Consider the following 22,005-nt stretch of genomic DNA (forward strand, 5'->3'; position numbering starts at 1 on the left):
GATACAACATGTTTTCTGTGGCGACACAATATGAGATCACTGGTGCGTCGGCCAAGGGGATTGCCGCATCCGTCGAACAGGGCGTGGTGGAGGAGGCGTTGGCGCCCGGCACCGCGCTGCCTCCGGTGCGCCGGCTGGCCGAGCGGCTGGGCATCAGCCCCGGCACCGTCGCGACCGCCTACAAGGAGCTGCGGCGGCGCGGGATCGTGGTGACCCACGGGCGGGGCGGCACGGTGATCGCCCCGACGCCCGCCGTCGCCTCGCGGCGCCCGCCGCCGGTGCCGGAGGGGGTGCGCGATCTGGCGGGCGGTCACCCCGACCCGGCCTTCCTCCCCGCGCTGCTCCCGGCCGCCCGCCTCTCCCCCGGAGTCCGGTCACACCGTGCCCAGCCCCGGCTGGCCGGTCTTGAGGACCTGGCCCGCGCCTGGTACGAGCGCGATGGCGTGCCGGCCGAGCACCTCACCTTCGCCCATGGCGCGCTGGACTGCGTGGCCCGGCTGCTGTCGGTCGAGCTGAGGCCCGGTGACGCGGTGGCGATGGAGGACCCCGGCTACCACCATCTGCTGGACCTCGTCCCGGCGCTCGGGCTGCGGACCGTGCCGGTGGCCGTGGACGACGAGGGGATCCGGCCGGACGCGCTGCGGGCGGCGCTGCGCTCCGGGGCGCGTGCGCTGGTGTGCAGCCCGCGCGCGCAGAACCCTTACGGCGGCTGGTTCTCGGCGCGGCGCCGGGAGGCGCTGCTCGATGTGCTGGACGCGGCGCCGTCCGAGGTGCTGGTGATCGAGAACGACCACGCGGCGGACATCGCGGGAGTGCCGCTGCACAGCCTCACCACGGGCGGCCTGGCGCGCTGGGCGCAGGTGCGCACGGTCTCCAAGCACCTGGGGACGGACCTGCGCTGGGGTGCGCTCTCCTGCGACCGTACGACGCTGGCGCGGCATGACGGCCGGATGGTGCTGACCTCGGGGTGGGTCAGCCATGTGCTCCAGGAGACGGTGAGCCGGCTGATGACCGACCCCGGGACGCAGGGCCTGGTGGCCGCCGCCCGGTCCGCCTACGCGCGGCGGCGTGAGGCCCTGCTGGCCGAGCTGTCGGCTCGGGGGATCGCCGCGCACGGGGCGAGCGGGATGAATGTGTGGGTGCCGGTGCGGGACGAGGCGGCGGTCGTGAACGGGTTGCGGACGCGGGGGTGGTGGGTGGCGGCCGGTGCGAGGTTTCGGCTGGGTGCGGGGGTGGGGGTGCGCATTACGACGGCGGGGTTGGGGGAAGGGGATGCGGGGGTGTTGGCGGGGGATTTGGTGGGGGTGTTGGGGGAGGGGGGAGGCGCAGCCCACGTATGGGGGGTAGGCGGGGGGTTTCCCCACCCCGCCCCTTCCCGAACCGGGGCGCTGCCCCGGGCCCCGCTGGGGCTGCGCCCCAGACCCCGTTTCGGGGGCTCCGCCCCCGGACCCCCGCCGGGGCTCCGCCCCTGGACCCCGCTCCTCAAACGCCGGAGGGGCTGGGGCAGCCCCTCAAACGCCGGAGGGGCTTGGGGGCAGCTCCTCAAACGCCGGAGGGGCTGGGGGCGGAGAGAGCTGGGGGTCCAAAGGGTTCGGAGGGGGCTGGGAGGGTCCGGAGAGGCTGGGAGGTTCGGAGAAGCTGGGAAGCCGGAGGGGTGGGGTCGGGAGGAGCTTCGGTCCGGAAGGACTGGGGGTGCGGGCTCCGCCCCGGACGACCTCCCTCTCAAGCCCCAGCCGCGCCGCGCTTCTCCTCTGCCAGGCGTTCGTAGTACCGCAGGAGCTCCACGTCGTCCACCGAGCCCGGGTTGACCGCCTTGTCCAGGGAGGTGCCCTGGAGGAGGCGCTTGACCGGGACCTCGATGCGTTTGCCGGTCAGGGTGTGCGGGACGCCGGGGACCTCGATGATCTCGTCCGGGACGTGGCGTGGGGAGAGCTGGGTGCGGATGGTGGTCTTGATGCGGCTCAGGAGTTCCTCGTCCAGGGTGGCGCCGGGGGCTAGGTGGACGAAAAGTGGCATCCAGTAGCCGCCGTCGGGTTGTTCGACGCCGATGACGAGGGATTCGCGGATCTCCGGGAGCCGTTCGACGGCCTCGTAGATGTCGGCGGAGCCCATCCGGACGCCCTGCCGGTTGAGGGTGGAGTCGGAGCGGCCGTGGATGACGACGGTGCCGCGGGAGGTCAGGGTGATCCAGTCGCCGTGGCGCCACGCGCCGGGGAACATCTCGAAGTAGCTGTCGCGGTAGCGGCTGCCGTCGGGGTCGTTCCAGAAGCGGACCGGCATCGACGGCATGGGGCGGGCCACGATCAGCTCGCCGACCGCGTCGACCACCGGCCGGCCCTGTGGGTCCCATGCCTGGAGGTCGGTGCCGAGGCCGGGGGCCTGAAGCTCGCCGATGTAGACGGGGAGGGTGGGTACGGCGCCCGCGAAGCAGCTACACACATCGGTGCCGCCGCTGACGGAGGCGATCCACATGTCCTCGGCCACCTCGTCGTGGATCCACCGGAAGCCGTCGGGCGGCAGCGGGGAGCCGGTGGTGGCGACGCATTTGATGCGGGAGAGGTCGAAGTCGCGGCCCGGGTGGACATCGGCCTTGCGGCAGGCCATGACGTACGCGGCGGAGGTGCCGTAGAGCGTGGTCCCGGTGCGCTCGGCGACGCGCCACTGGGCGGCGGTGTCCGGATGGCCGGGGCTGCCGTCGTAGAGGACCACGGTGGCGCCGACCAGCAGCCCGGACACCAGGAAGTTCCACATCATCCAGCCGGTGGAGGTGTACCAGAAGAAGCGGTCGCCGGGGCCGAGGTCGCAGTGGAGGCCGAGCTGCTTGAGGTGTTCGAGCAGGATGCCGCCCTGGGACTGGACGATCGCCTTGGGCAGGCCGGTGGTGCCGGAGGAGTAGAGCACCCACAGGGGGTGGTCGAAGGGCAGCGGCTCGAAGACCGGCTCCGCCGGTTCGCGGACGACGTCGTCCCACAGGAGCGCGCCCTCGGGGGCGGGGGTGCCCAGCAGCGGGATGTGGATGACGGCGCGCAGGGTGGGCAGCTCGGCGCGTAGCTCGGCCACGGTCTCGGTGCGGTCGTGGGTCTTTCCGCCGTAGCGGTAGCCGTCGATGGTGAAGAGCACCACCGGTTCGACCTGCTGGAAGCGGTCCAGGACGCTGCGGGCGCCGAAGTCGGGGGCGCAGGAGGTCCATACGGCGCCGACGGCGGCGGTGGCCAGGAGGGCGACGGTGGCCTGCGGGATGTTGGGGACGTAGCCGCTGACCCGGTCGCCCGGGCGGACGCCGAGGCGGCGCAGCTCGGCGGCGACGGCGCCGACCTGGCCGCGCAGTTCGGCCCAGGTGACCGGGCGCGGGTCATTGGTCTCGTCGACGTGGAGCAGCGCGGGCTCGGCGGCGCGGGCGGGGTCCTCGGCGGCGCGCAGGGCGTGCTCGGCATAGTTGAGGGTGGCGCCGGGGAACCAGCGGGCGCCGGGCATGGTGGCGTCGGCGAGCACCCGTTCGTACGGGGTGGTGAAGCGCACCTCGAACCATTCGGCGACCGCCTGCCAGAAGGTCTCCAGCTTCTCCACCGACCAGCGGTGCAGCGCGGCGTAGTCCGCCGTCGGGTCGTCCTTGGCGGGCGCGGGCGCGCCATGACGCTCGGCCGCCCAGGCGTGGAAGGCGGTCAGCCGGGACCGGTCGATCCGGTCCGCGCCGGGCTGCCACAGGGGCTGTGGCCGATGGTCGGAGTGCGCTGCGGTGGTCATGGGTGTCGGCTCCCGGGCTGTCCGCGTCGGATGTGTCCGTGGGGGATGCATCCGCCTCGTATGCGTCCGGTCAGGACGATGCCACGTGATCGACTCCGACACCAGGGGCGCCACTCCACATCACAGGGCGGGATCATGTGCGAGGACCACAGGTGAACGGCAGTTGAACCATATCCCTGCCGGGCGTCGGCAATGGCAGGCTGATCAGTATGGATGCGCGTGACCTGGTGCGGTCGGAAAAGCTGGTGCGGTCGATGAAGGTGATCTGCACGGCGCAGGGGCTGCGGTCACTGCGCTCGGCCTGGCGGCGTCGGCGTTCCGACGCGGTCGGGCTGCCCCGCCGGGGCACCGAGCTGGCCAGGGTGCCGGGTGAGGTGGAGGGGGCCGAGCCGGAGCCGGGGGGCGGGGTGGTGCGGTTCGCCAGGTCCTCGCTGCGGGTGCGGGTGACCACGGGTGGCGCGGTGTTCTGCGGCTGGGACGGGGCCGAGCCGGAGCCGTCGTACGCGCTGGACGGGCCCTGTCCGGAGCCGGACGAGCGGGCGGAGCTGGAGCCGGACACCGGCGGCGGCTGGCGGGTGGTGTCCGAGCGGGTCACGGTGATGGTGTCGCGGACCGGCACGGTGGAGGTGCGTACCCCGGGCGGGGTGGTGCTGCGGCGGGATCTGCCGCCCCGCTGGTGGGAGCCGGCCGGGGCGCCGGGCCCCTTGGAGCCGGGGGCGGGTGGGCAGGGCGCGCGCTGGCTCCAGCGGTCCGAAGTGGCGGCGGACGCGCGGTTCTTCGGGCTCGGCGGACGGGCGTCGGGGCCGCGGCTGCGGGACGGGGTGTACCGGCTGTGGAACACCGATCCGGGCGGCAGCTTCGGGCCGGGGGACGATCCGCTGTATCTGACCATGCCGGTGCAGTTGGTGGTGGCCGACGCGGGCACCCATCTGGTGTTCCACGACAACTCCTGGGACGGCTCGGTCACCCTGCGGGAGGGCGAGGAGGGCGCGGGCTCCGGCCACGACCGGCCCGGCGGCTGCCGGACGCGGATGGAGGGCGGCCCGCTGCGCTACTGGGTGATCGTGGGCACCCCGGCGCGGGTGCTGCACGGCTGGACGGCGCTGACGGGCGCCCCGGCCGTACCGCCGCGGTGGGCCCTCGGCCATCACCACGCGCGCTGGGGGTTCCACGACGAGCGGGAGGTCCGCCGGGTGGTGGCGGGCTACCGGGAGCGGGATCTGCCGCTGTCCGTGCTGCATCTGGACATCGACCACTACGCCGGCCACCGGGTGTTCACGGTGGACCGGGCGCGCTTTCCCGATCTGCCGGGGCTCGCCGCCGAGTTGCTCGAGGACGGGGTGCGGCTGGTGTCGATCGTCGACCCGGCGGTGAAGGCGGAGCCGGGCGACGCGGTGTACGCGAGCGGGGCGGCGGATGACGTCTTCGTACGCGACACCCGGGGCCGTGAGGTGCGCGGAGTGGTGTGGCCGGGTGAATCGGTGTTCCCCGACTTCACCGATCCACGGGTGCGCAAGTGGTGGGGCGGGCTGTACGCGGAGCGGCTGGCGCAGGGCTTCTCCGGGGTGTGGCACGACATGAACGAGCCGGTGTCGTTCGCCGCCTTCGGGGAGACCACCCTGCCGCGCTCGGCCCGGCACGCCCTGGAGGGCCGCGGCGGCGACCACCGCGAGGCGCACAACGTCTACGCGCTGGCGATGGCGCGGGCCGGCTACGAGGGGCTGTGCGAGCTGCGCCCCGACGAGCGGCCGTTTCTCTTCTCGCGCTCGGGGTGGGCGGGGCTCCAGCGGTACGGGGGCAGTTGGTCCGGCGATGTGGCCACCGGCTGGGCGGGGCTGCGGGCCTCGCTGTCGCTGGTGATCGGGCTGGGCCTGTCCGGCGTGCCGTATTCGGGGCCCGACATCGGCGGCTTCACCGGCTTCCCGTCGCCGGAGCTGTATCTGCGCTGGTTCCAGCTTGGCGCGTATCTGCCGCTGTTCCGCACCCATTCGGCGATCACGGCGGGGCGGCGGGAGCCATGGGAGTTCGGCTCGGAGGTGCTGGAGCACGCGACGGCGGCGCTGCGCGAACGGCAGCGGCTGATGCCCTACTTCACGACCCTGGCCCAGTTGGCCGCGCGCACCGGCGCCCCGTATGTCCGCCCCGTGTGGTGGCGGACCCCCAAGGACCGCGCGCTGCGCGACTGCGAGGACGCCTTTCTGCTGGGCGACGCGCTGCTGGTGGCGCCGGTCCTGGAGGAGGGCGCCCGCCGGCGGCCGGTACGGCTGCCACGCGGCCGCTGGTACGACACGGTGACCGGCCGGGCCTACGGCGGCCCGGGCAAGGTGGTCCTGGACGCCCCGCTGTCGGGCATCCCGGTACTGGCCCGGGCCGGTTCGGTGGTTCCGGTGACGGGGCCGGACGGCGGGGTGGAGCTGGAGGTGTGGACACCGTGTCTGGGCCGTAAGGGCGCGGGAGCGGGCACGCTGGCCGTGGAGACGGGCGACGGCTGGGAGAAGCCGGAGCTGCTGCGGTTCGCCACCCGGCTGCGGGACGGTGCGCTGACGATAGAGCGGGAGGGCGGTGGCGAGGTGGGATATCCGGTACGGATACGGGGCGAGGCACCCCCGGAGGAGGGCAAGCCGCCGCGTCGCACGAGTTGAGGGGGTGCGCGTCGCGAGTCGCTCTGCGGCGGCCGGTGTTCAGGTACCGCTCCGGCCGCAGAACTTCGCCTGGAGTAGATCGGTGAAGATCCCGATGGGGTCCTTCCAACCGCCATCGCACCAGTCGCCGTTGACGTTGGCGGTGACCATGTGTTCGCCGCCACGAGCGCCGTAGCTGTAGGACCACGATCCGAAGAGCGCACCCCCCATGCCCCAGACCGTTTCCCCGCAGGGCAGCCGCACTGAGGAAACCCCGAGTCCGTAGGCGGCGTTGGAAATCCAGTCGCGGGTGGGCACGGTGGTGAACATGTCGTGTTGCTGGTCCGGTGGCAGTATCCGGCCCCCAAGCAGTGCGCCGAAAAACCGGTTGAGGTCACCGGAGGTGGAAATCATGCCGCCGGCTGCCCAGAACATGGATGAATCGAGCTCGGTCGCGTCGTGGACCGGCGCGCCGGGGTCGGTCCGGAACAGCTTTGTGTAGTGCCGGGAGTGTGGCCCGTGAATCGTCGGGTCGCTGCCGTGCGGCAGGTACGTGCCTGTCAGGCCGAGTGGGCGGGAGATCCGCTCCGCGATCTCCTCGGCAAGCGCGCGGCCGGTGGCCCGTTCGATGATCAAGCCTGCGAGGATGTAGTTGGTGTTGGAGTAGGCCCAGCCCGAACCCGGTGTGAAGGTGGGCGGATGGGATACGGCGATCCGCACCAGTGACTCGGGGGTGTGTGTCTCGGAACGGTTCAGCTCTTCCTGGTCATCGGTGTAGTTGAAGATCCCGCTGGTGTGATTGAGCAGCATCCTGATGTTCACGCCAGAACCGTCGTGGTGGTGGCCGTGGACCACGCTGGGCAGCCACTGTTCGGCGGTGTCATCCAGGCTCAGCCTGCCTTCGGCCGCCATTTGCAGCACGACGGTGGCCACGAACGTCTTGCTGATGCTGCCGATCCGGAACCGGTCCTGCTGTGAGCGCTCGCGGCCGGTTCGGGTGTCGGCCACTCCTGCGGTCCCGAACCACTGCCGGTCGCCGTCGCGGACCTCAGCAAGAATGCCGGGAAGGCCGCCTTGAGCCACGGCTTGCTGAAGTAATCGCCGGATCGCCTCGTAGCCCTGGGCTTTTGAGTCCGGCGCAGACTCGGATACGGCGCCCGCAGCCTTGGCTGGTTCGGCTCCCGATCGGGCGCTGAGCGTCTGCCGTACGCGGTCCGCCAACTCGGCCTGATCGACACCGGCCAAGGCGAGCGCGCGCGGCACGGTACCGATGTGAGCCTTCAGGATCCCGAGCAGCAGATGCGCTGACCCCAGGTCCTTCTTGCGGGCGGAGGCGAAGCTCCGCTCCAGTGCGAGTCTGGCGGACGCACCCAACTTGGGCTGCCGGGAAGCGTGACTCGGCCTGAGAAGGTCATAGGCGCCCGGAGACACACCAATCATGCTCAGGCTGTGCTCGAACTCTCGGTCCAGTGCCTCGCGGACAGCAGCGTGATCGAGCCCGGCCGAGGCCAGGACCCGCTGTGCGGTAGACCCCTGGTCGGCGGCGAGCGACAACAGGAGATGGTGCGCGTCGATCGTCGCCGACCCGTCCTCGTGGACTTCGTGCGTCGCCCGCACGATGACCGCGTGCAGGTACTTGTCAAACGCGCTCATCGCCGCGCCTCCTCAGCTTGACTCCGGCGGCGATCAGCCGCTTGGCGTGCTTCTTGTGAACGGCTTGGCGGGTGACACCGAGTGCCTCGGAGACCTGCGGCCAGCTCCAGCCCGCTCGCATGGCCTGCTCGACGGCGGCGTCCTCCAGTTGATCGGCAAGGCGCCGCAACGCCACGACAGCCGCCAGGCTGTCAGCGGGCTCTTGAGGCAGGGGATTCTTGGCGGCGGACATGCAAGCAACTGTAGTTGACTAATAGGGTTAGTCAACTACAGTTGCTCATGACGGAGGCAGGGCCGGGGAATTGTGGGCGGTGGCTTGTTTCCGGTTCTGGGGGGTGGGATAAGTGATGGGCATGCCAAGACTCGCCGTCGCGCTGCGTGCGCTCGCTCTGCCCGTTGCCGCTCTGCTGGCCGTCGCTCCGTCCGCTCCGGCGCAGGCGAAGCCGGAGCCGAAGGCTCCGAAGGAGTTTGTGGCCCTCGGTGACGTCGATCCGACGATCCTTCAGGAGATCCGCTACTTCACGCCGCATAACTTCACCGGCGATCCGGTGGATGGCTACCGCCGGCCGATGTGCATCCTGACCCGCCCGGCCGCCGAGGCGCTCCACCGGGCGCAGCGGCAACTCCTGCGGCGGGGCTATACGTTGAAGGTGTACGACTGCTATCGGCCGCAGCGGGCGGTGAACGACTTCGTGGAGTGGGCCAAGGACCTGGGCGATCAGCGGATGAAGGGCGAGTTCTATCCGGAGGTCGACAAGACCCGGCTGTTCGAGGACGGCTATATCGCGGAGAAGTCGGGGCACAGCCGAGGCAGCACCATGGATCTGACGATCGTGCGGCTGCCCGCGCTGCCCACCCGGCCCTATCTGCCGGGCGAGAAGCTGGTGCCGTGCTACGCGGCCAAGAAGGACCGCTTCCCGGACAACTCGGTGGACATGGGGACCGGGTACGACTGCTTCGACACGCTCTCGCATACGCTCGATCCGCGGATCAAGGGCGCCCAGCGGACCAACCGGCTGCTGCTCAAGGGGACGTTGGAGAAGCTCGGGTTCGTCAATCTGGCCGAGGAGTGGTGGCACTACACCTACAAGCCGGAGCTGTTCCCGGACACCTACTTCGACTTTCCGGTCTCGCGCCGCTCGCTGACCGGCTGAGCCTCACAGCCGTCCCCCCGCGGTGTCCGAGGACAGCCGCTGGGCGATGTAGACGGGTATCACGGAGGCCAGGATGAGGAGCGCGGCGACGACGTTGACGACGGGGGCCTGGTGGGGGCGGGCCAGGTTCTCGTAGATCCAGATGGGCAGGGTGCGGGTGCCGGGCCCGGCGGTGAAGGTCGTGACGACGATCTCGTCGAAGGAGAGCGCGAAGGCCAGCAGTCCGCCCGCGAAGAGCGCCGAGCGCATGGCGGGGAAGGTGACGTACCGGAAGGTCTGCCAGGGGCGCGCCCCGAGGTCCGCGGACGCCTCGGCCAGCGAGGGCGCGATACGGCGCAGCCGGGCGCCGATGTTGTTGAAGACGATGACGACGCAGAAGGTGGCGTGCCCGACGACCACCGTGAACAGGCCGAAACCGATGCCGATCGGGTCGAGGACGGTACGGAAGGCGGCGTTGAGGGCGATGCCGCTGACGATGCCGGGCAGCGCGATCGGCAGGACGAGCAGGAAGGACACGGTCCGCCGCCCGAAGAAGCGGTGGCGGTGGACGGCGTACGCGGCCAGAGTGCCGAGCACCAGGGCGATCGCGGTGGCGGCGAGTCCGGCCTTGAGCGAGGTGAGCAGGGCCTGGCGGGCACCCTCACTGTGCAGGGCGGCCCGCCACCAGCGGCCGGTGAGACCACTGGGCGGCCAGCCGAAAGAGCGGTCGGTGTTGACGGAGTTGAGCAGCACCAGCAACAGCGGGACGTAGACGATCGCGAGGCCGGCCGCGGTGACACAGCCGAGGGCCACGCGGGCGGTGCGCGAGATGCGCATGGGTCCACCTCCTGGAGCGACTGAAGCGGTCAGAGGGAATCGAGCGGTTAGAGCGAGTCGAGGGCGCCCGCACGGCGTACGGCGGCCAGATAGCAGACGATGAGGACCACCGGCACGGCGGAGAGCGCCGCGGCCATCGGCAGGTCCAGGGTGACCTGCGAGGCGATGACATTGCCCAGCAACTGGGTCTTGCCGCCGACGATCTGCACGGTGAGGTAGTCGCCCAGACTGAGCGAGAAGGTGAAGACGGATCCGGCGAGCACGGCGGGGCGTACGACGGGCAGGACGACCGAGCGCAGGGTGCGCCAGGCGCCGGCGCCGAGGTCGGCGGAGGCTTCCAGCATCCGCTCGGGAAGCCGTTCGAGGGCCGCGTACACCGGCAGGATCATGTAGGGCAGCCAGAGGTAGGCGAGGACGATGACGACGGCGGTGGTGCCGTAGCCGGGGCCGTGCAGCCCGAACGGGGCGAGGGCGGCGCCCACCACGCCGTTCTCGCCGAGCATGACCCGCCAGGCGTACGCCTTGACCAGATAGCCGGCCCACAGCGGGGTGAGCACGGCGACCAGCAGCGGCCGCCGCCAGCGCCGGCCCGCGACCCGCGCCATGAAGAAGGCCATGGGCAGGGCGAGAAGCGCGTCGACGAGGGTGACGGCGGCCGCGATGGACAGGGTGCGCAGGGCGATGGTGCGGTAGACGGGGGTGGTCAGCAGCTCATGGAAGTTGTCGGTGTTCCAGGTGTGGACGACATCGGAGGTGAAGGAGTCGGTGGCCCAGAAGGCCGACAGCAGCAGGATGGCGAGCGAGCCCAGATAGGCCAGGGTCAGCCAGAGCAGGGGCGGGGCGAGGAGGGCGGTCAGCCGCAGCCGCGAGCCTGGGGTGGGCGCGGCGGACATCTCAGCCCTTGACCTCCGTCCAGGCCCTGGTCCACTGGGCGTAGTCGGTGCAGTCGGCGTCCTTACGGCCGTCAAGGCACTGTTTGATGGGCGTGGTCCAGAAGTGGACGCGCTGGAAGTACTTCTCGTCGTCCGCGTGGAAGATCGCGCAGTGGTCGGGGGCGGCGGTCTCGGCGCACGCCTTACGGTTGGACGGAGCCTCGCCGAAGTACTCGGCGACCTGGGCGTTGACCTTGGGCGAGACGATCCAGTCGAGCCATTCGTAGGCGCAGTTGGGGTGCTCGGCCTTGGCGGAGACCATCCAGGTGTCGGACCAGCCGGTGGCGCCCTCCTTGGGGAGCACCGCCTTGACCGGGGCCTTCTCGGCCTTGGTGAGGTTGGCGATGACCTGCCAGGTGGTGCCGATGACGCTGTCGCCGCCCTTGAAGGCGGTGATCTCCTTCTGGTAGTCGCTCCAGTACTCCCCCACCGCCTGGTGCTGCTTCTTCAGCAAAGCGACGGCGGCGTCGAGTTGCTTCTGGTCGAGCGCGTAGGGGTTCTTGATGCCGAGCGAGGGCTTGGCGCTCATCAGATAGAGCGCGGCGTCGGCGATGTAGATGGGCGAGTCGTAGGCGGTGACATGGCCGTCGTACCGCGCGGCGTCGTCGAAGACGGCGCGCCAGGAGTCGGGCGCGGAGGTGACCTTGTCGGTGCGGTACATCAGGAGGTTGGCGCCCCGGCCGTGCGGAATGCCGTACATCCGGCCGTCCTTGGAGTTGAACGGCTGCTGTTTGAGGGCCGGGAAGATGTCCTTGTAGTTCGGCACCAGCTTGGTGTTGACGGGGGCCGCGTCGCCGGAGGCGATGAGGCGCAGGGTGGCGTCGCCGGAGGCGGAGACCGTGTCGTACTGCCCGGTCTTCATCAGCGAGACCATCTCGTCGGAGGTCCCGGCCGTCTTGGTGTTCACCTGGCAGCCGGTCTTCTTCTCGAACGGGTGGACCCAGTCGACCTTGGGGTCGTTGGAGCCGTCCTCGGCGTAGCCGGCCCAGGCGATGATGTTGACCTTGCCCTCGCCCTTACCGAGTTTGTCGGGTGCGTGGCCGCCCTTGTCGTCGTCGTTTCCGGAGCCGCATCCGGCGGCGGTCAGCAGCAGCGCGCAGATGGCGGCCGCGGACCTCCACGCAGACATCTTCCGTTTCCGCATCCGGTCCTCCTCGTCCCGCTTGGCACTTGAGGCTCGGCCAGTATCAGGCGGTCGGTATGGCCCCGCCAGGGTGCCGTCGGCAATGACAAGGTCAACTCGGTACGGGGAAGGCGTCCCGTTCGTCCCAGGAGAGCCCGATCTCGCCGTCCGGGCGGGCGGATTCGGGGAGTCCGGTGAGGTTCTGGCGGTGCACGGTGAGCCGGTCGCCGTGCGGAAGCACGATCGTGAAGCGGGTGTGCGCCCCGGCGTGCACGATATCGGTGATGCGCCCCGTGACGGTCCGCCGGCCGTCTGCGGACGTTTCAGTGGACGCTTCGGCGGACTCCTGGGCGGACGCTTCGGCGGGCTCCCGGGCGGACGCTTCGGCGGGCTCCCGGGCGGACGCTTCGGCGGGGTCGGTGAGCAGGATCCGCTCGGGCCGGATGGAGTAGGTGCCGGGACGGCCCACGACGCGGACCGCGGCCTCGCCGCGCAGCAGGTTGGTGGTGCCGACGAAGCCCGCGACAAAGGCGGTGGCGGGGCGTTCGTACACCTCGACCGGCGGGCCGGTCTGTTCGATGCGGCCGTCGCGGACCACGGCGATGCGGTCGCTCATGGTCAGCGCCTCGTCCTGGTCATGGGTGACCAGGAGGAAGGTGATGCCGGTGGTGCGTTGAAGTTCCTTCAGCTCGGTCTGCATCTCCTGCCGGAGCGCCAGGTCGAGCGCGCCGAGCGGTTCGTCGAGCAGCAGCACGGCGGGACGGTCGACCAGCGCGCGGGCGAGGGCGACGCGCTGGCGCTGGCCGCCGGAGAGCTCGGCGGGGCGGCGGGCGGCGAAGCCGTCCAGCCGTACGGTGGTCAGCGCCTCGTGGGCGCGGGCGAGCCGCTCGGCCTTGCGGACGCCGCGCACGGTCAGGGCGTAGGCCACGTTCTGCTCGACGCTCATCTGCGGGAAGAGCGCGTAGTCCTGGAAGACGGTGTGCACATCGCGGCGGTTGGGCGGGGTCGCGGTGACGTCGTCGCCGGCGAGTTCGACACGGCCGCCGGTGGGCTGTTCGAACCCCGCGACCAGCCGCAGCAAAGTGGTCTTCCCGGAGCCGGAGGGCCCGAGCAGGGTGAAGAACTCGCCCTGGTGGACGGTGAGGTCGACGGCGTCCACCGCGCGCACCGTGCCGAAGTCCTTGGTGACGGCCTCGAGCCGGACGGCCGGGCCGGTCCGCGTCGTGGCCCGGGCCTGCGTCTGCGTCTGCGTCTCCGCCACCGACCGCTCCCCTCGCCCTTCGGCTGATCAGGACCGTGATCGCGGTCACTGTACCGGGGTTACGCGCACTGCGGTCCCCGTGCCACACTTCTGACACATCGTCAGTTACCAGGTATCGGGAGGGGCCGTGTCCCCCACGCGTGTGCCCGTGGTCGACGGGTGGTTCAGCTCCGAGGGCGGGGAGTTCCGGCTGCTGGGGACGTGCTGCCGGGGCTGCGGGGCGGTGTATTTCCCGCGGGAGGACGTCTTCTGCCGGGCCCCGGGCTGCGCGGGCACCGAGCTGGCGGAGGTGCCGCTGTCCCGGCGCGGCCGGGTGTGGTCCTACACCGACGGCCGCTACCGGCCGCCCGCCCCCTATCCGTCAGGACCCGAGGGCGAGTGGCGGCCGTACACACTGCTCGCCGTGGAGCTGGCCGCCGAGCGGATGGTGGTGCTGGGGCAGGGCGCCCCCGGGCTGACCGTGGCCGATCTGGCCGTCGGGATGGAGGTCGAGGTGGTGCCCGGGGTGCTGGGCGAGGAGGGCGGGCGCGCCCTCACCACCTGGCACTGGCGGCCCGTCGGCGGGGAGGCGTCATGACCGGTGAGGTGGCGGTGCTCGGCGCCGGGATGCATCCGTGGGGGAAGTGGGGCCGCAGTTTCGTGGAGTACGGCACGAAGGCGGCGCGGGCCGCGCTCGCGGACGCCGGGCTCGAATGGTCCGCGATCCAGTCCGTGGTGGGTGCAAACACCGTGCGCTGCGGCTATCCCGGGCAGGTCGCGGGCGCGACCTTCGCCCGGGCGCTGGGCTGGCAGGGCGCCCGGGTCACCAGCGTCTACGCGGCCTGTGCGTCCGGTGCGCGGGCCATCGACACCGCCCGCGCCCAGATCCTGTCCGGGATGGCGGACACGGTTCTGGTGGTGGGCGCCGACGCGGCGCCCAAGGGGTTCTTCGCCCCGGCGGGCGGTGAGCGGCCGGACGATCCGGACTGGCTGCGCTTCCGGGTGCTGGGCGCCACCAACCCAGCCTATTTCGCGCTCTGGGCCCGCCGCCGGATGGCGTTGTACGGCGATACGGCGGAGGACTTCGCGCGGGTGAAGGTGAAGAACGCGGCCGCCGGCGCCGCCAATCCGTACGCCCGCTACCGCTCCCCCCTCACCGCCGAGGAGGTCGCCGCGTCCCCGGTGGTCGCCGATCCGCTGCGGCTGCTGGACATCTGCGCGACCTCCGACGGGGCGGCGGCGCTGGTGCTCGGCAGCATGGAGACGGCGCGACGGCTCGGGATGAGCCGCCCGGTGCGGATCCGCGCCGTCTCGTCCGTCTCCCCCACCTATCCGCGCACCGCGCTGGATCTGCCGGACATCGCCACCGACTCGGCCCCGCCGGGCTCCCCCGCCTCCGATCCGTTCCGGCCCTCCATCGCCCGGGCGGCGTACGAGGAGGCGGGTCTTGGGCCGGAGGATCTGTCGCTGGCCGAGGTGTACGACTTGTCCACCGCCCTGGAGCTGGAGTGGTACGAGGACCTCGGGCTGTGCGGGCCCGGGGAGGGCGCGAAGCTGCTGCGCGAGGGGGCGACGGCGCTGGGCGGGCGGATTCCGGTCAATCCGAGCGGAGGGCTGGCCTCCTTCGGGGAGGCGGTTCCGGCGCAGGCCATCGCCCAGGTGTGCGAGCTGACCGAGCAGTTGCGGGGCCGGGCGGGCGAGCGGCAGGTGGCGGGGGCGAGCGCCGGAATCACCGTGAACCAGGGGCTGTTCGGGCATGGCTCGTCGGTCGTCGCGGTGCGCTGAACGGTGCCCGAGGGCGCGCCGGTACCAGGGCGACGTCCTTACGGTTGTCACGAACACCGTTGCCGTTCATCACCTTGACGCCCCCTGACCACCGGTGAACACTGCTGCGGTGTCAGTCGGCGTCGCCGCGCGCAGGCTCTTTCGACGTTCACCCCCATGGGCGATTCCGATGCACCCGCACGCTCGAAACGACCCAGCACGGAGGACCGGGGCCACCCGCCCCGGGCGAGGTCCTAGGAGCCGACATGAGCAATGGGGACATCTTCACCGGTGAGGTCATCGGCACCGCGATACTGATTCTCTTCGGGGCGGGCGTATGCGCCGCCGTCACGCTGAACCACTCCAAGGCCAAGGACTCGGGGTGGATCGTCATCGCCTTCGGCTGGGGCTTCGGCGTCATGGCCGGTGCGTACACCGCGGCCCCGCTGTCCGGAGCCCATCTCAATCCGGCGGTGACCGTGGGCGTCGCCGTGGACACCGGCGACTGGGACAAGGTGCCGCTCTACATCCTCGGGCAGCTCATCGGCGCCGTGATCGGCGCGGTGCTGGCCTGGGCGCTGTACTACGCGCAGTTCGCCGCCAACGCGGACGGGAAGAACGCCCTGCCCACGCTCGGGGTCTTCGCCACCGTTCCGGAGATCCGGAATCCGGTGGCCAATCTCGCCACCGAGATCATCGCGACGGCCGCGCTGGTGCTGCCGCTGCTCGCGTTCGGCAAGGTCGACGGCATCGGGATCGGCCCGGTCGCCGACGGCGGCGGCACCGTGGTCCTCGGCTCGGGCATCTCCGTGCTGCTCGTCGCGTTCCTGGTGGTCGGCATCGGCCTCTCCCTGGGCGGGCCCACCGGCTATGCCATCAATCCGGCCCGCGACCTCGGGCCCCGCCTCGCCCACGCCCTGCTGCCCATCCCCAACAAGGGCACCTCGGACTGGGGTTATGCCTGGGTCCCGGTGGTGGGCCCGCTGATCGGGGCCGTGCTGGCGGGTCTCGTCTTCAACGCAGCCTTCTGACCGAAGGAGACGCCATGCCGCAGCCGACGGACACCTACGTCGCCGCGATCGACCAGGGCACCACCTCCAGCCGCTGCATCATCTTCGACCACGACGGCGCGATCGTCGCCGTCGACCAGCGCGAGCACCGCCAGATCTTCCCCAAGCCCGGCTGGGTCGAGCACGACGCCACCGAGATCTGGGCCAAGGTGCAGGCCGTGGTGGCCGGTGCGCTGGCCAGGGCGGGGCTGCGGGCCGACCAGCTCACCGCGCTGGGCATCACCAACCAGCGCGAGACGACGGTCCTGTGGGACCGCCGCACCGGCAAACCGGTGCACAACGCGATCGTCTGGCAGGACACCCGCACCTCCGGACTGTGCGACCAACTCGGTGGCGAGGTGGGACAGGACCGCTTCCGGGACACCACCGGACTTCCGCTCGCCAGCTACTTCTCCGGGCCCAAGGCCGCCTGGCTGCTGGAACAGGTCCCCGGGCTGCGCCACCGGGCCGAGCAGGGCGAGATCGCCTTCGGCACCATCGACTCCTGGCTGATCTGGAACCTCACCGGCGGCACCGACGGCGGAGTGCATGTCACCGATGTGACCAACGCCGGACGCACACTGCTGATGGATCTGCGGACCCTCCAGTGGGACAGCTCGATCCTGGCCGCCATGGGCCTGCCCGAGGCGATGCTCCCGGAGATCCGCTCATCCGCCGAGGTGTACGGCACGGCGGTCGGGCAACTGGCCGGGGTGCCGGTGGCCTCCGCGCTCGGCGATCAGCAGGCCGCCGTCTTCGGCCAGACCTGCTACGGCGTCGGCGAGGCCAAGAACACCTATGGCACCGGCAGCTTCCTGCTGCTGAACACCGGTGACCGCCCGGTGCCGTCCAAGAGCGGGCTGCTGACCACCATGGGCTACCAACTCGGCGGTGAGCGGCCCGTCTACTGCCTGGAGGGATCGATCGCGATCACCGGGGCGCTGGTGCAGTGGTTCCGCGATCAGCTCGGCATCATCCGCTCGGCCGACGAGATCGAGCCGCTCGCCGCCAGCGTGGACGACAACGGCGGGGCGTATATCGTCCCGGCCTTCTCGGGTCTGTTCGCCCCGTACTGGCGCTCGGACGCCCGTGGCGTGATCACCGGCCTCACCCGATATGTCACCAAGGCGCATCTGGCCCGTGCCGTCCTGGAGGCGACGAGCTGGCAGACCCGCGAGGTGGTCGACGCGATGTACCAGGACTCCGGGGTGCGGATCAGCTCGCTCAAGGTCGACGGCGGAATGACCGCGAACGGCCTGCTGATGCAGCATCAGGCCGATGTGCTGGGCGTCCCGGTGATCCGCCCGGTGGTCGCCGAGACCACCTGCCTGGGCGCGGCGTACGCGGCGGGGCTGGCCACCGGCGCCTGGCAGGACCTCGACGAGCTGCGGGCCCACTGGAAGCGGGACACCGAGTGGACCCCGGGGATGTCCGAGGAGGACAGGACGCGCGAGTACGGCAACTGGCGGATGGCGGTGGAGCGCAGCCTCGGCTGGCACAGGGAAGAGCAGCGGGCCGAGGGCTCCTGAGCCGCGTACGGTGCCCTCGCCCGCGAACGGCGGCCCGTACCCCGGACGGCGGGGTACGGGCCGTGCCGCGCGGTCAGGCCCTGGGCGCGGTGGCCAGCATCGCGTGCTCCACCACCGAGATCAGCACATGCTTGACCGACTCGCGCTCCCGGGCGTCGCACAGGACGACCGGGGTGCCCGGGTCGAGGTCCAGCGCGTCGCGCACCGAGTCCTCCGGATAGCGGTCGGCGCCCTGGAAGCAGTTGACCGCCACGGTGAAGGCGATGTCCCGCCGCTCGAAGTAGTCGATGGCGGCGAAGCAGTCCTCCAGACGGCGGGTGTCGGCCAGCACCACCGCGCCCAGCGCGCCGGTGGCCAGCTCGTCCCACAGGAACCAGAAGCGGTCCTGTCCCGGAGTGCCGAACAGATACAGCACCAGGTCCTCGCGGAGCGTGATGCGCCCGAAGTCCATGGCGACGGTGGTGGTCGTCTTGGACTCCACCCCCGCGATGTCGTCGACCGGCCGGCCCGCCTCGGTGAGCAGTTCCTCGGTGCGCAGCGGCCTGATCTCGCTGACCGCCCCCACCAGGGTCGTCTTGCCCACCCCGAAGCCGCCCGCCACCAGTATCTTCAGCGTGACCGGTTCGACGACATGTGGGCGGACCAGGTCAGAGTGCCCGTAGCCCATTGATCACCTCGCGCAGAATCCTCTCGTCCGGCAGTTCCGCCGGAGGTACGGGCCGCGACACTCGGACGAGTGCGGCGTGGAGCAGATCGCCGATGAGCACACGGATCACGCCGATCGGAAGGTCGAGCTCCGCCGCCAGTTCGGCGACGGACTGCGGACTGTCCCGGCTCAGCTCGACGATGTCGATGTGCTCCGGGGACAACATCTGGTCGGCGACGGTCCGGTGGTTCGCGCTGTCGGCGACGACGACCGCGATCAGATCCAGCTTGCCCTCCGCGGCGCTGCGGGTGCGTCCCCGCGTCATCGCATACGGTCTGACCACCGGTCCCGCCGCGTCGTCGAACCACCGGGCGACGCCTTCCGGGTCTCCGCTCATCTTCCCCCGGCCTCCGTCACCCGCTGGAGCGCGGAGCCGAGCCCAGATGCACGCCCACCCGCTTGACCAGCAGCGTCATCTCGTATGCTATCTGGCCCACATCGGAGTCGGCGTCGGCGAGTACGGCGAGACAACTGCCGTCGCCCGCCGCGGTGACGAACAGGAAGGCGTCGTCGAGTTCGACGATGGTCTGACGGACCCGGCCGACGTCGAAGTGGCGGCCGACCCCCTTGGCGAGGCTGTGGAAGCCGGAGGCCACGGCGGCCAGATGCTCACCGTCCTCCCGGGACAGATCGCGTGAGCCGCCGGTGGCGAGCCCGTCCCCGGAGAGCACCAGCGCCTTGCGGATGCTGCCCACTCTGCCGACCAGTTCGTCGAGCAGCCAGTTGAGTTCGCCCGATCCGTTCGGCGAGCCGTTGGATGCTGCGGCGTTCGATGCGGTCATCGACCGTCCCCCTCATGTGTGGTTCCCGGGCTTGCGTCCGCACCGCCGGATCCGGTGGCCGACTGCCGCCGACCGCGCTGCCAACCCCGTTGGAGCGAGGCCATGGTGGCCCTCGCCTGCTCGGCTTCGCGCTCGGGATCGATCTCGGCAGCGGTTCGGTCCGCCTCGTCCGGGGGTGCGGGGTCGTGCTTCAACTGCGGGGCCAGGCTGGCCTGCCGTACCCGCTTGGGGAGGCCGGAGGCCGCCCGCTGGGTGGGTACCGGGCTCTGCTCCGGGCCCTTGCGCTCCGGCCCCGTGCGCCGCGGGCCCTGGCTTCGGCCCTGGGCCTGGTCCTGGCCCTGGCGTTCGGAGCGGTCGGCCCAGGACGGCTGTCCCGGGCCCTGCGAACGGGTCTGCCGTCCGCCGGACGTGCCCTCGACCGGCCGGCCGTGGTCGGCGACCAGTACCGGCGGGACCCGGCGGGGCAGCGGCGCGGGGCCGCCGTCCGATGCCGGGTCCGGGCCGTCCGGAGTCTGCTGATGCTGTTCCACGGTGGACGGGGCGGGCCCGGTGCGTCCGGGCTGACGCGCCTTCAGGCCGCGGGCCCGGAAGATCCCGCCCACTTCCTCGTCCTCGTCGGCGCCCTCGTGAGCCTCGGGTGCGAGGGACGAGGTCAGGGAGGCGAGCTGGGAGGCCGGCTCGGCCTCATCCACGGGCCCGAGCCGTACGTCGCCCACGCCTCGCCGCGCGGTGTCGGCGAAGCGCCCGCCGGTGTCGCGCCCGGCGCTGTCGCGGTCCTCGGTCTCGCCCCGGCCGCCCTCGTCGGTGAGCAGATTGGAGGGGATGAGCACGATGGCCGTGGTGCCGCCGTACGGGGAGGGCTGGAGCGAGACCCGCGCCCCCTGCCGCTGGGCGAGCCGGCTGACCACGAACAGTCCGAGCCGGTCGGTGTCGGAGAGCTGGAACTCGGGGGTCTCGGCGAGCCGGAGGTTGGCCTCCAGCAGCGCGTCGGGCGTCATGCCGAGGCCCCGGTCGTGGATCTCCAGGGTGAAGCCCTTGGCGACCCGCTCGCCGTGCACCTGGACGGCGGTGTGCGGCGGCGAGAAGACGGTCGCGTTCTCCAGGAGTTCGGCGATCAGGTGGGTGAGGTCGCCGACGGCCGGGCCGACGGCCGCGATCCGGGGCAGCCGGCGGATCTCGATCCGCTCGTAGTCCTCCACCTCGGCGACGGCCGCGCGCACGACGTCCATCAGTTGGATCGGCTTGCGCCACTGCCGGGAGGGGGCGGCGCCGGAGAGGATGACCAGGCCCTCGGCGTGCCGCCGCATACGGGTGGTCATATGGTCCAGCCGGAACAGGTCGGCGAGCTCGTCGGTGTCCTCGGTGCGCCGCTCCATGGTGTCCAGGAGGGTGAGCTGACGGTGCAGCAGCACCTGGCTGCGGCGGGCGAGGTTGACGAAGACCTCGGAGACGCCCTGGCGCAGTTCGGCCTGTTTGACGGCGGCCTCGACGGCGGCCCGCTGGAGGGTGTTGAGGGCCAGGCCCACCTGGCCCATCTCATCGGGGCCGTAGTCCAGCCGGGGTGCCTCGGTCTCCACGTCGATCTGCTCGCCCGCGCCGAGGCGGCGCATCACGCTCGGCAGCCGGACGCTGGAGACCTCCTGGGCGTCCCTGCGCAGCCGGGACAGATCGCGGACCAGGCTGCGGCCGATCCGGAACGAGACCAAGATGGAGACGATGAGCGCGATCAGGCCGAGGACGCCGGCGATCCCCGCCTTCAGCAACACGCTGCTGGCCACCGGGTCGATGCGCTTCTTGAGCCGGTCGGTGGCCTCGTCGCCCAGCCGGTCGTAGTCGTTGAGGACGGGATGGGCCGCGGCCTCCCAGTGCTCCTGGTCCAGGGCCCTGATGGCCGTGGCGGGGTCCATCGAGGAGAGGACCTTGCCCTCGGCCACCCGCAGGGCGGCGGGGGCGGCGTTGGTGCGCCGGTAGTCGGCGAAGACCTTCTGCTCGGAGTCGGGGAGGATCGGCAGGTTGATCTCGTAGAGCAGGGTGCGCTCGGCGATGAGGTCGGACATCGCCTGGAGGTCCGCCATCGTCATCTTGCGCGCCGTCAGCGCCGAGACATACAGCGCGTCCTCGCGGGAGAGCGCCTCCCGGGCGCGGATCATGGCGACCAGCGCGCGGCCCTGTTTGTCGAGGTCGGTGTCGGGCACCGCGTGGAGGGAGCTGCGGAAGGTGTAGCAGAGGTCGACGAGCTTGTTGTAATACTCATATGCCTGGGTCGAGGAAATGCCGTCGTCCTCGACCTTGCGGCGCAGGCTGTCCAGCCCGTCGGCGGCCTTGAGGATGTTGTCGAGCTGTTCCTCGGAGTCGTCGTTCATCTTGCCGTGCGTCGTGCCGTCCGACTCGGCGGCCCGCAGCTTGTCGATGGCCTGGTCGGTTCTGCGCTGTAGGGAGTGGAGCACGGGCAGGGCGTCCGACTGCCGCGGATCGGCCAGCAGGATGAGCGTCTGCCGGCGTTCCTTCTGGACGGCGTGCACCGCGTCCTCGGCCGGCTGGCCCGCCTTGTCGATGATGTCGGCCGCGTCCAGCAGTTGGATCGCCTCGCGACCGGTGATCACCGTGGCGAAGGCCCATATCGCCGTCAGCGATATGAGCGGCACCAGCAACAGCGCCACGATCTTCCTGCGGATGGACTTACCGCGAAAGCGCATGGCCTCCCTAACGTCAACCCCGGATCGCGGGGGCGGTGTTCCGAGTTCCGACAACGAGCGGCGCGAGCCTACTACTGCCAGTTGGCCATATCGAAGGCATGTCCACTTGATGCGGGGAACTCCTTACACTGCGTGATCAGGAGTTGTCGGGCGATTCCCCGACTTACCCCCCGCGCTCGGGGCCCTTCTCCCGAGC

At 71.2% G+C, this 22,005-nt stretch carries 18 protein-coding genes; 7 read left to right on the forward strand and 11 right to left on the reverse strand.

Translation table 11 applies throughout. The features are described 5' to 3' along the window. Positions 1-17: 17 nt before the first annotated feature. The gene (locus ACK1X7_RS06145) at positions 18-1,808 is read left to right on the forward strand and encodes an aminotransferase class I/II-fold pyridoxal phosphate-dependent enzyme (RefSeq protein ID WP_413114740.1); all 1,791 of its coding nucleotides are present in this window, start codon (positions 18-20) and stop codon (positions 1,806-1,808) included. Here ACK1X7_RS06145 and ACK1X7_RS06150 read toward each other — a convergent pair. Further along, positions 1,723-3,744 (reverse strand): acetoacetate--CoA ligase, encoded by a 2,022-nt coding sequence (locus tag ACK1X7_RS06150; RefSeq protein WP_413114741.1) that lies wholly within the window; start codon positions 3,742-3,744, stop codon positions 1,723-1,725. The genes ACK1X7_RS06145 and ACK1X7_RS06150 overlap by 86 nt on opposite strands. 209 nt (positions 3,745-3,953) lie before the next feature. Between ACK1X7_RS06150 and ACK1X7_RS06155 the strand changes: the two genes are divergently transcribed. Next, positions 3,954-6,386: a glycoside hydrolase family 31 protein gene (locus ACK1X7_RS06155; protein WP_413114742.1), complete on the forward strand. Its 2,433-nt coding sequence runs from the start codon at positions 3,954-3,956 to the stop codon at positions 6,384-6,386. 39 nt (positions 6,387-6,425) lie between these two features. Here ACK1X7_RS06155 and ACK1X7_RS06160 read toward each other — a convergent pair whose 3' ends face one another. Beyond that, complete coding sequence (locus ACK1X7_RS06160) at positions 6,426-8,018, reverse strand: serine hydrolase domain-containing protein (RefSeq protein WP_390794648.1); 1,593 nt, start codon at positions 8,016-8,018, stop codon at positions 6,426-6,428. Further along, entirely contained in the window at positions 8,005-8,250 is a 246-nt protein-coding gene (locus ACK1X7_RS06165) for a hypothetical protein (protein ID WP_208521121.1), read from the reverse strand. Before ACK1X7_RS06165 ends, ACK1X7_RS06160 begins: the two co-directional genes overlap by 14 nt. A gap of 121 nt (positions 8,251-8,371) precedes the next feature. Between ACK1X7_RS06165 and ACK1X7_RS06170 the strand changes: the two genes are divergently transcribed. Next, a complete protein-coding gene (locus tag ACK1X7_RS06170; RefSeq protein WP_413116851.1) occupies positions 8,372-9,172 on the forward strand; it encodes a M15 family metallopeptidase in 801 nt (266 codons plus the stop codon). A 3-nt stretch (positions 9,173-9,175) separates the two neighbouring features. Here the strand turns inward: ACK1X7_RS06170 and ACK1X7_RS06175 are convergent, their stop codons facing one another. The 4 genes from ACK1X7_RS06175 to ACK1X7_RS06190 form a co-directional block, all read right to left on the reverse strand. Further along, positions 9,176-9,988 (reverse strand): ABC transporter permease, encoded by an 813-nt coding sequence (locus tag ACK1X7_RS06175; protein ID WP_385152911.1) that lies wholly within the window; start codon positions 9,986-9,988, stop codon positions 9,176-9,178. Between the two features lie 47 nt (positions 9,989-10,035). After that, positions 10,036-10,881 (reverse strand): ABC transporter permease, encoded by an 846-nt coding sequence (locus tag ACK1X7_RS06180; RefSeq protein WP_385152914.1) that lies wholly within the window; start codon positions 10,879-10,881, stop codon positions 10,036-10,038. Position 10,882: 1 nt separating this feature from the next. Next, on the reverse strand, positions 10,883-12,064 hold the full coding sequence (locus ACK1X7_RS06185; RefSeq protein WP_413114743.1) for an ABC transporter substrate-binding protein: 1,182 nt from the start codon (positions 12,062-12,064) through the stop codon (positions 10,883-10,885). 91 nt (positions 12,065-12,155) lie between these two features. After that, positions 12,156-13,304 carry an ABC transporter ATP-binding protein gene (locus tag ACK1X7_RS06190; protein WP_413114744.1) on the reverse strand — a complete coding sequence of 383 codons (1,149 nt, stop codon included), beginning with the start codon at positions 13,302-13,304 and terminating at the stop codon, positions 12,156-12,158. 127 nt (positions 13,305-13,431) lie between these two features. Between ACK1X7_RS06190 and ACK1X7_RS06195 the strand changes: the two genes are divergently transcribed. From ACK1X7_RS06195 to glpK, 4 genes are all read left to right on the forward strand, one after another. Continuing rightward, positions 13,432-13,881, forward strand: coding sequence for a Zn-ribbon domain-containing OB-fold protein (locus tag ACK1X7_RS06195; protein WP_385152923.1), 450 nt, complete (start codon positions 13,432-13,434; stop codon positions 13,879-13,881). Then, positions 13,878-15,068 carry a lipid-transfer protein gene (locus ACK1X7_RS06200; RefSeq protein WP_413114745.1) on the forward strand — a complete coding sequence of 397 codons (1,191 nt, stop codon included), beginning with the start codon at positions 13,878-13,880 and terminating at the stop codon, positions 15,066-15,068. Before ACK1X7_RS06195 ends, ACK1X7_RS06200 begins: the two co-directional genes overlap by 4 nt. 245 nt (positions 15,069-15,313) lie before the next feature. After that, positions 15,314-16,078: an MIP/aquaporin family protein gene (locus tag ACK1X7_RS06205; RefSeq protein WP_385152929.1), complete on the forward strand. Its 765-nt coding sequence runs from the start codon at positions 15,314-15,316 to the stop codon at positions 16,076-16,078. 14 nt (positions 16,079-16,092) lie between these two features. Continuing rightward, positions 16,093-17,625 (forward strand): glycerol kinase GlpK, encoded by a 1,533-nt coding sequence (glpK, locus tag ACK1X7_RS06210; protein ID WP_385152932.1) that lies wholly within the window; start codon positions 16,093-16,095, stop codon positions 17,623-17,625. A 73-nt stretch (positions 17,626-17,698) separates the two neighbouring features. On the opposite strand, the gene ACK1X7_RS06215 is transcribed toward glpK, so the two are convergent. Genes ACK1X7_RS06215 through ACK1X7_RS06230 form a run of 4 tightly spaced genes read right to left on the reverse strand, consistent with a single transcriptional unit; the run spans position 17,699 to position 21,809 of the window. Further along, positions 17,699-18,292 (reverse strand): GTP-binding protein, encoded by a 594-nt coding sequence (locus tag ACK1X7_RS06215; protein WP_385152935.1) that lies wholly within the window; start codon positions 18,290-18,292, stop codon positions 17,699-17,701. After that, positions 18,273-18,668: a DUF742 domain-containing protein gene (locus ACK1X7_RS06220; RefSeq protein WP_385152938.1), complete on the reverse strand. Its 396-nt coding sequence runs from the start codon at positions 18,666-18,668 to the stop codon at positions 18,273-18,275. Before ACK1X7_RS06220 ends, ACK1X7_RS06215 begins: the two co-directional genes overlap by 20 nt. A 16-nt stretch (positions 18,669-18,684) precedes the next feature. Next, positions 18,685-19,113 (reverse strand): roadblock/LC7 domain-containing protein, encoded by a 429-nt coding sequence (locus ACK1X7_RS06225; RefSeq protein ID WP_078645849.1) that lies wholly within the window; start codon positions 19,111-19,113, stop codon positions 18,685-18,687. Further along, positions 19,110-21,809, reverse strand: a complete 2,700-nt coding sequence (locus tag ACK1X7_RS06230; RefSeq protein ID WP_385152941.1) for a nitrate- and nitrite sensing domain-containing protein — start codon at positions 21,807-21,809, stop codon at positions 19,110-19,112. The genes ACK1X7_RS06225 and ACK1X7_RS06230 overlap by 4 nt, the downstream gene beginning before the upstream one ends. Positions 21,810-22,005 lie beyond the last annotated feature (196 nt).

Origin of the sequence: Streptomyces sp. CY-1 (assembly GCF_047218265.1) — a bacterium.
Lineage (GTDB): Bacteria > Actinomycetota > Actinomycetes > Streptomycetales > Streptomycetaceae > Streptomyces > Streptomyces niphimycinicus.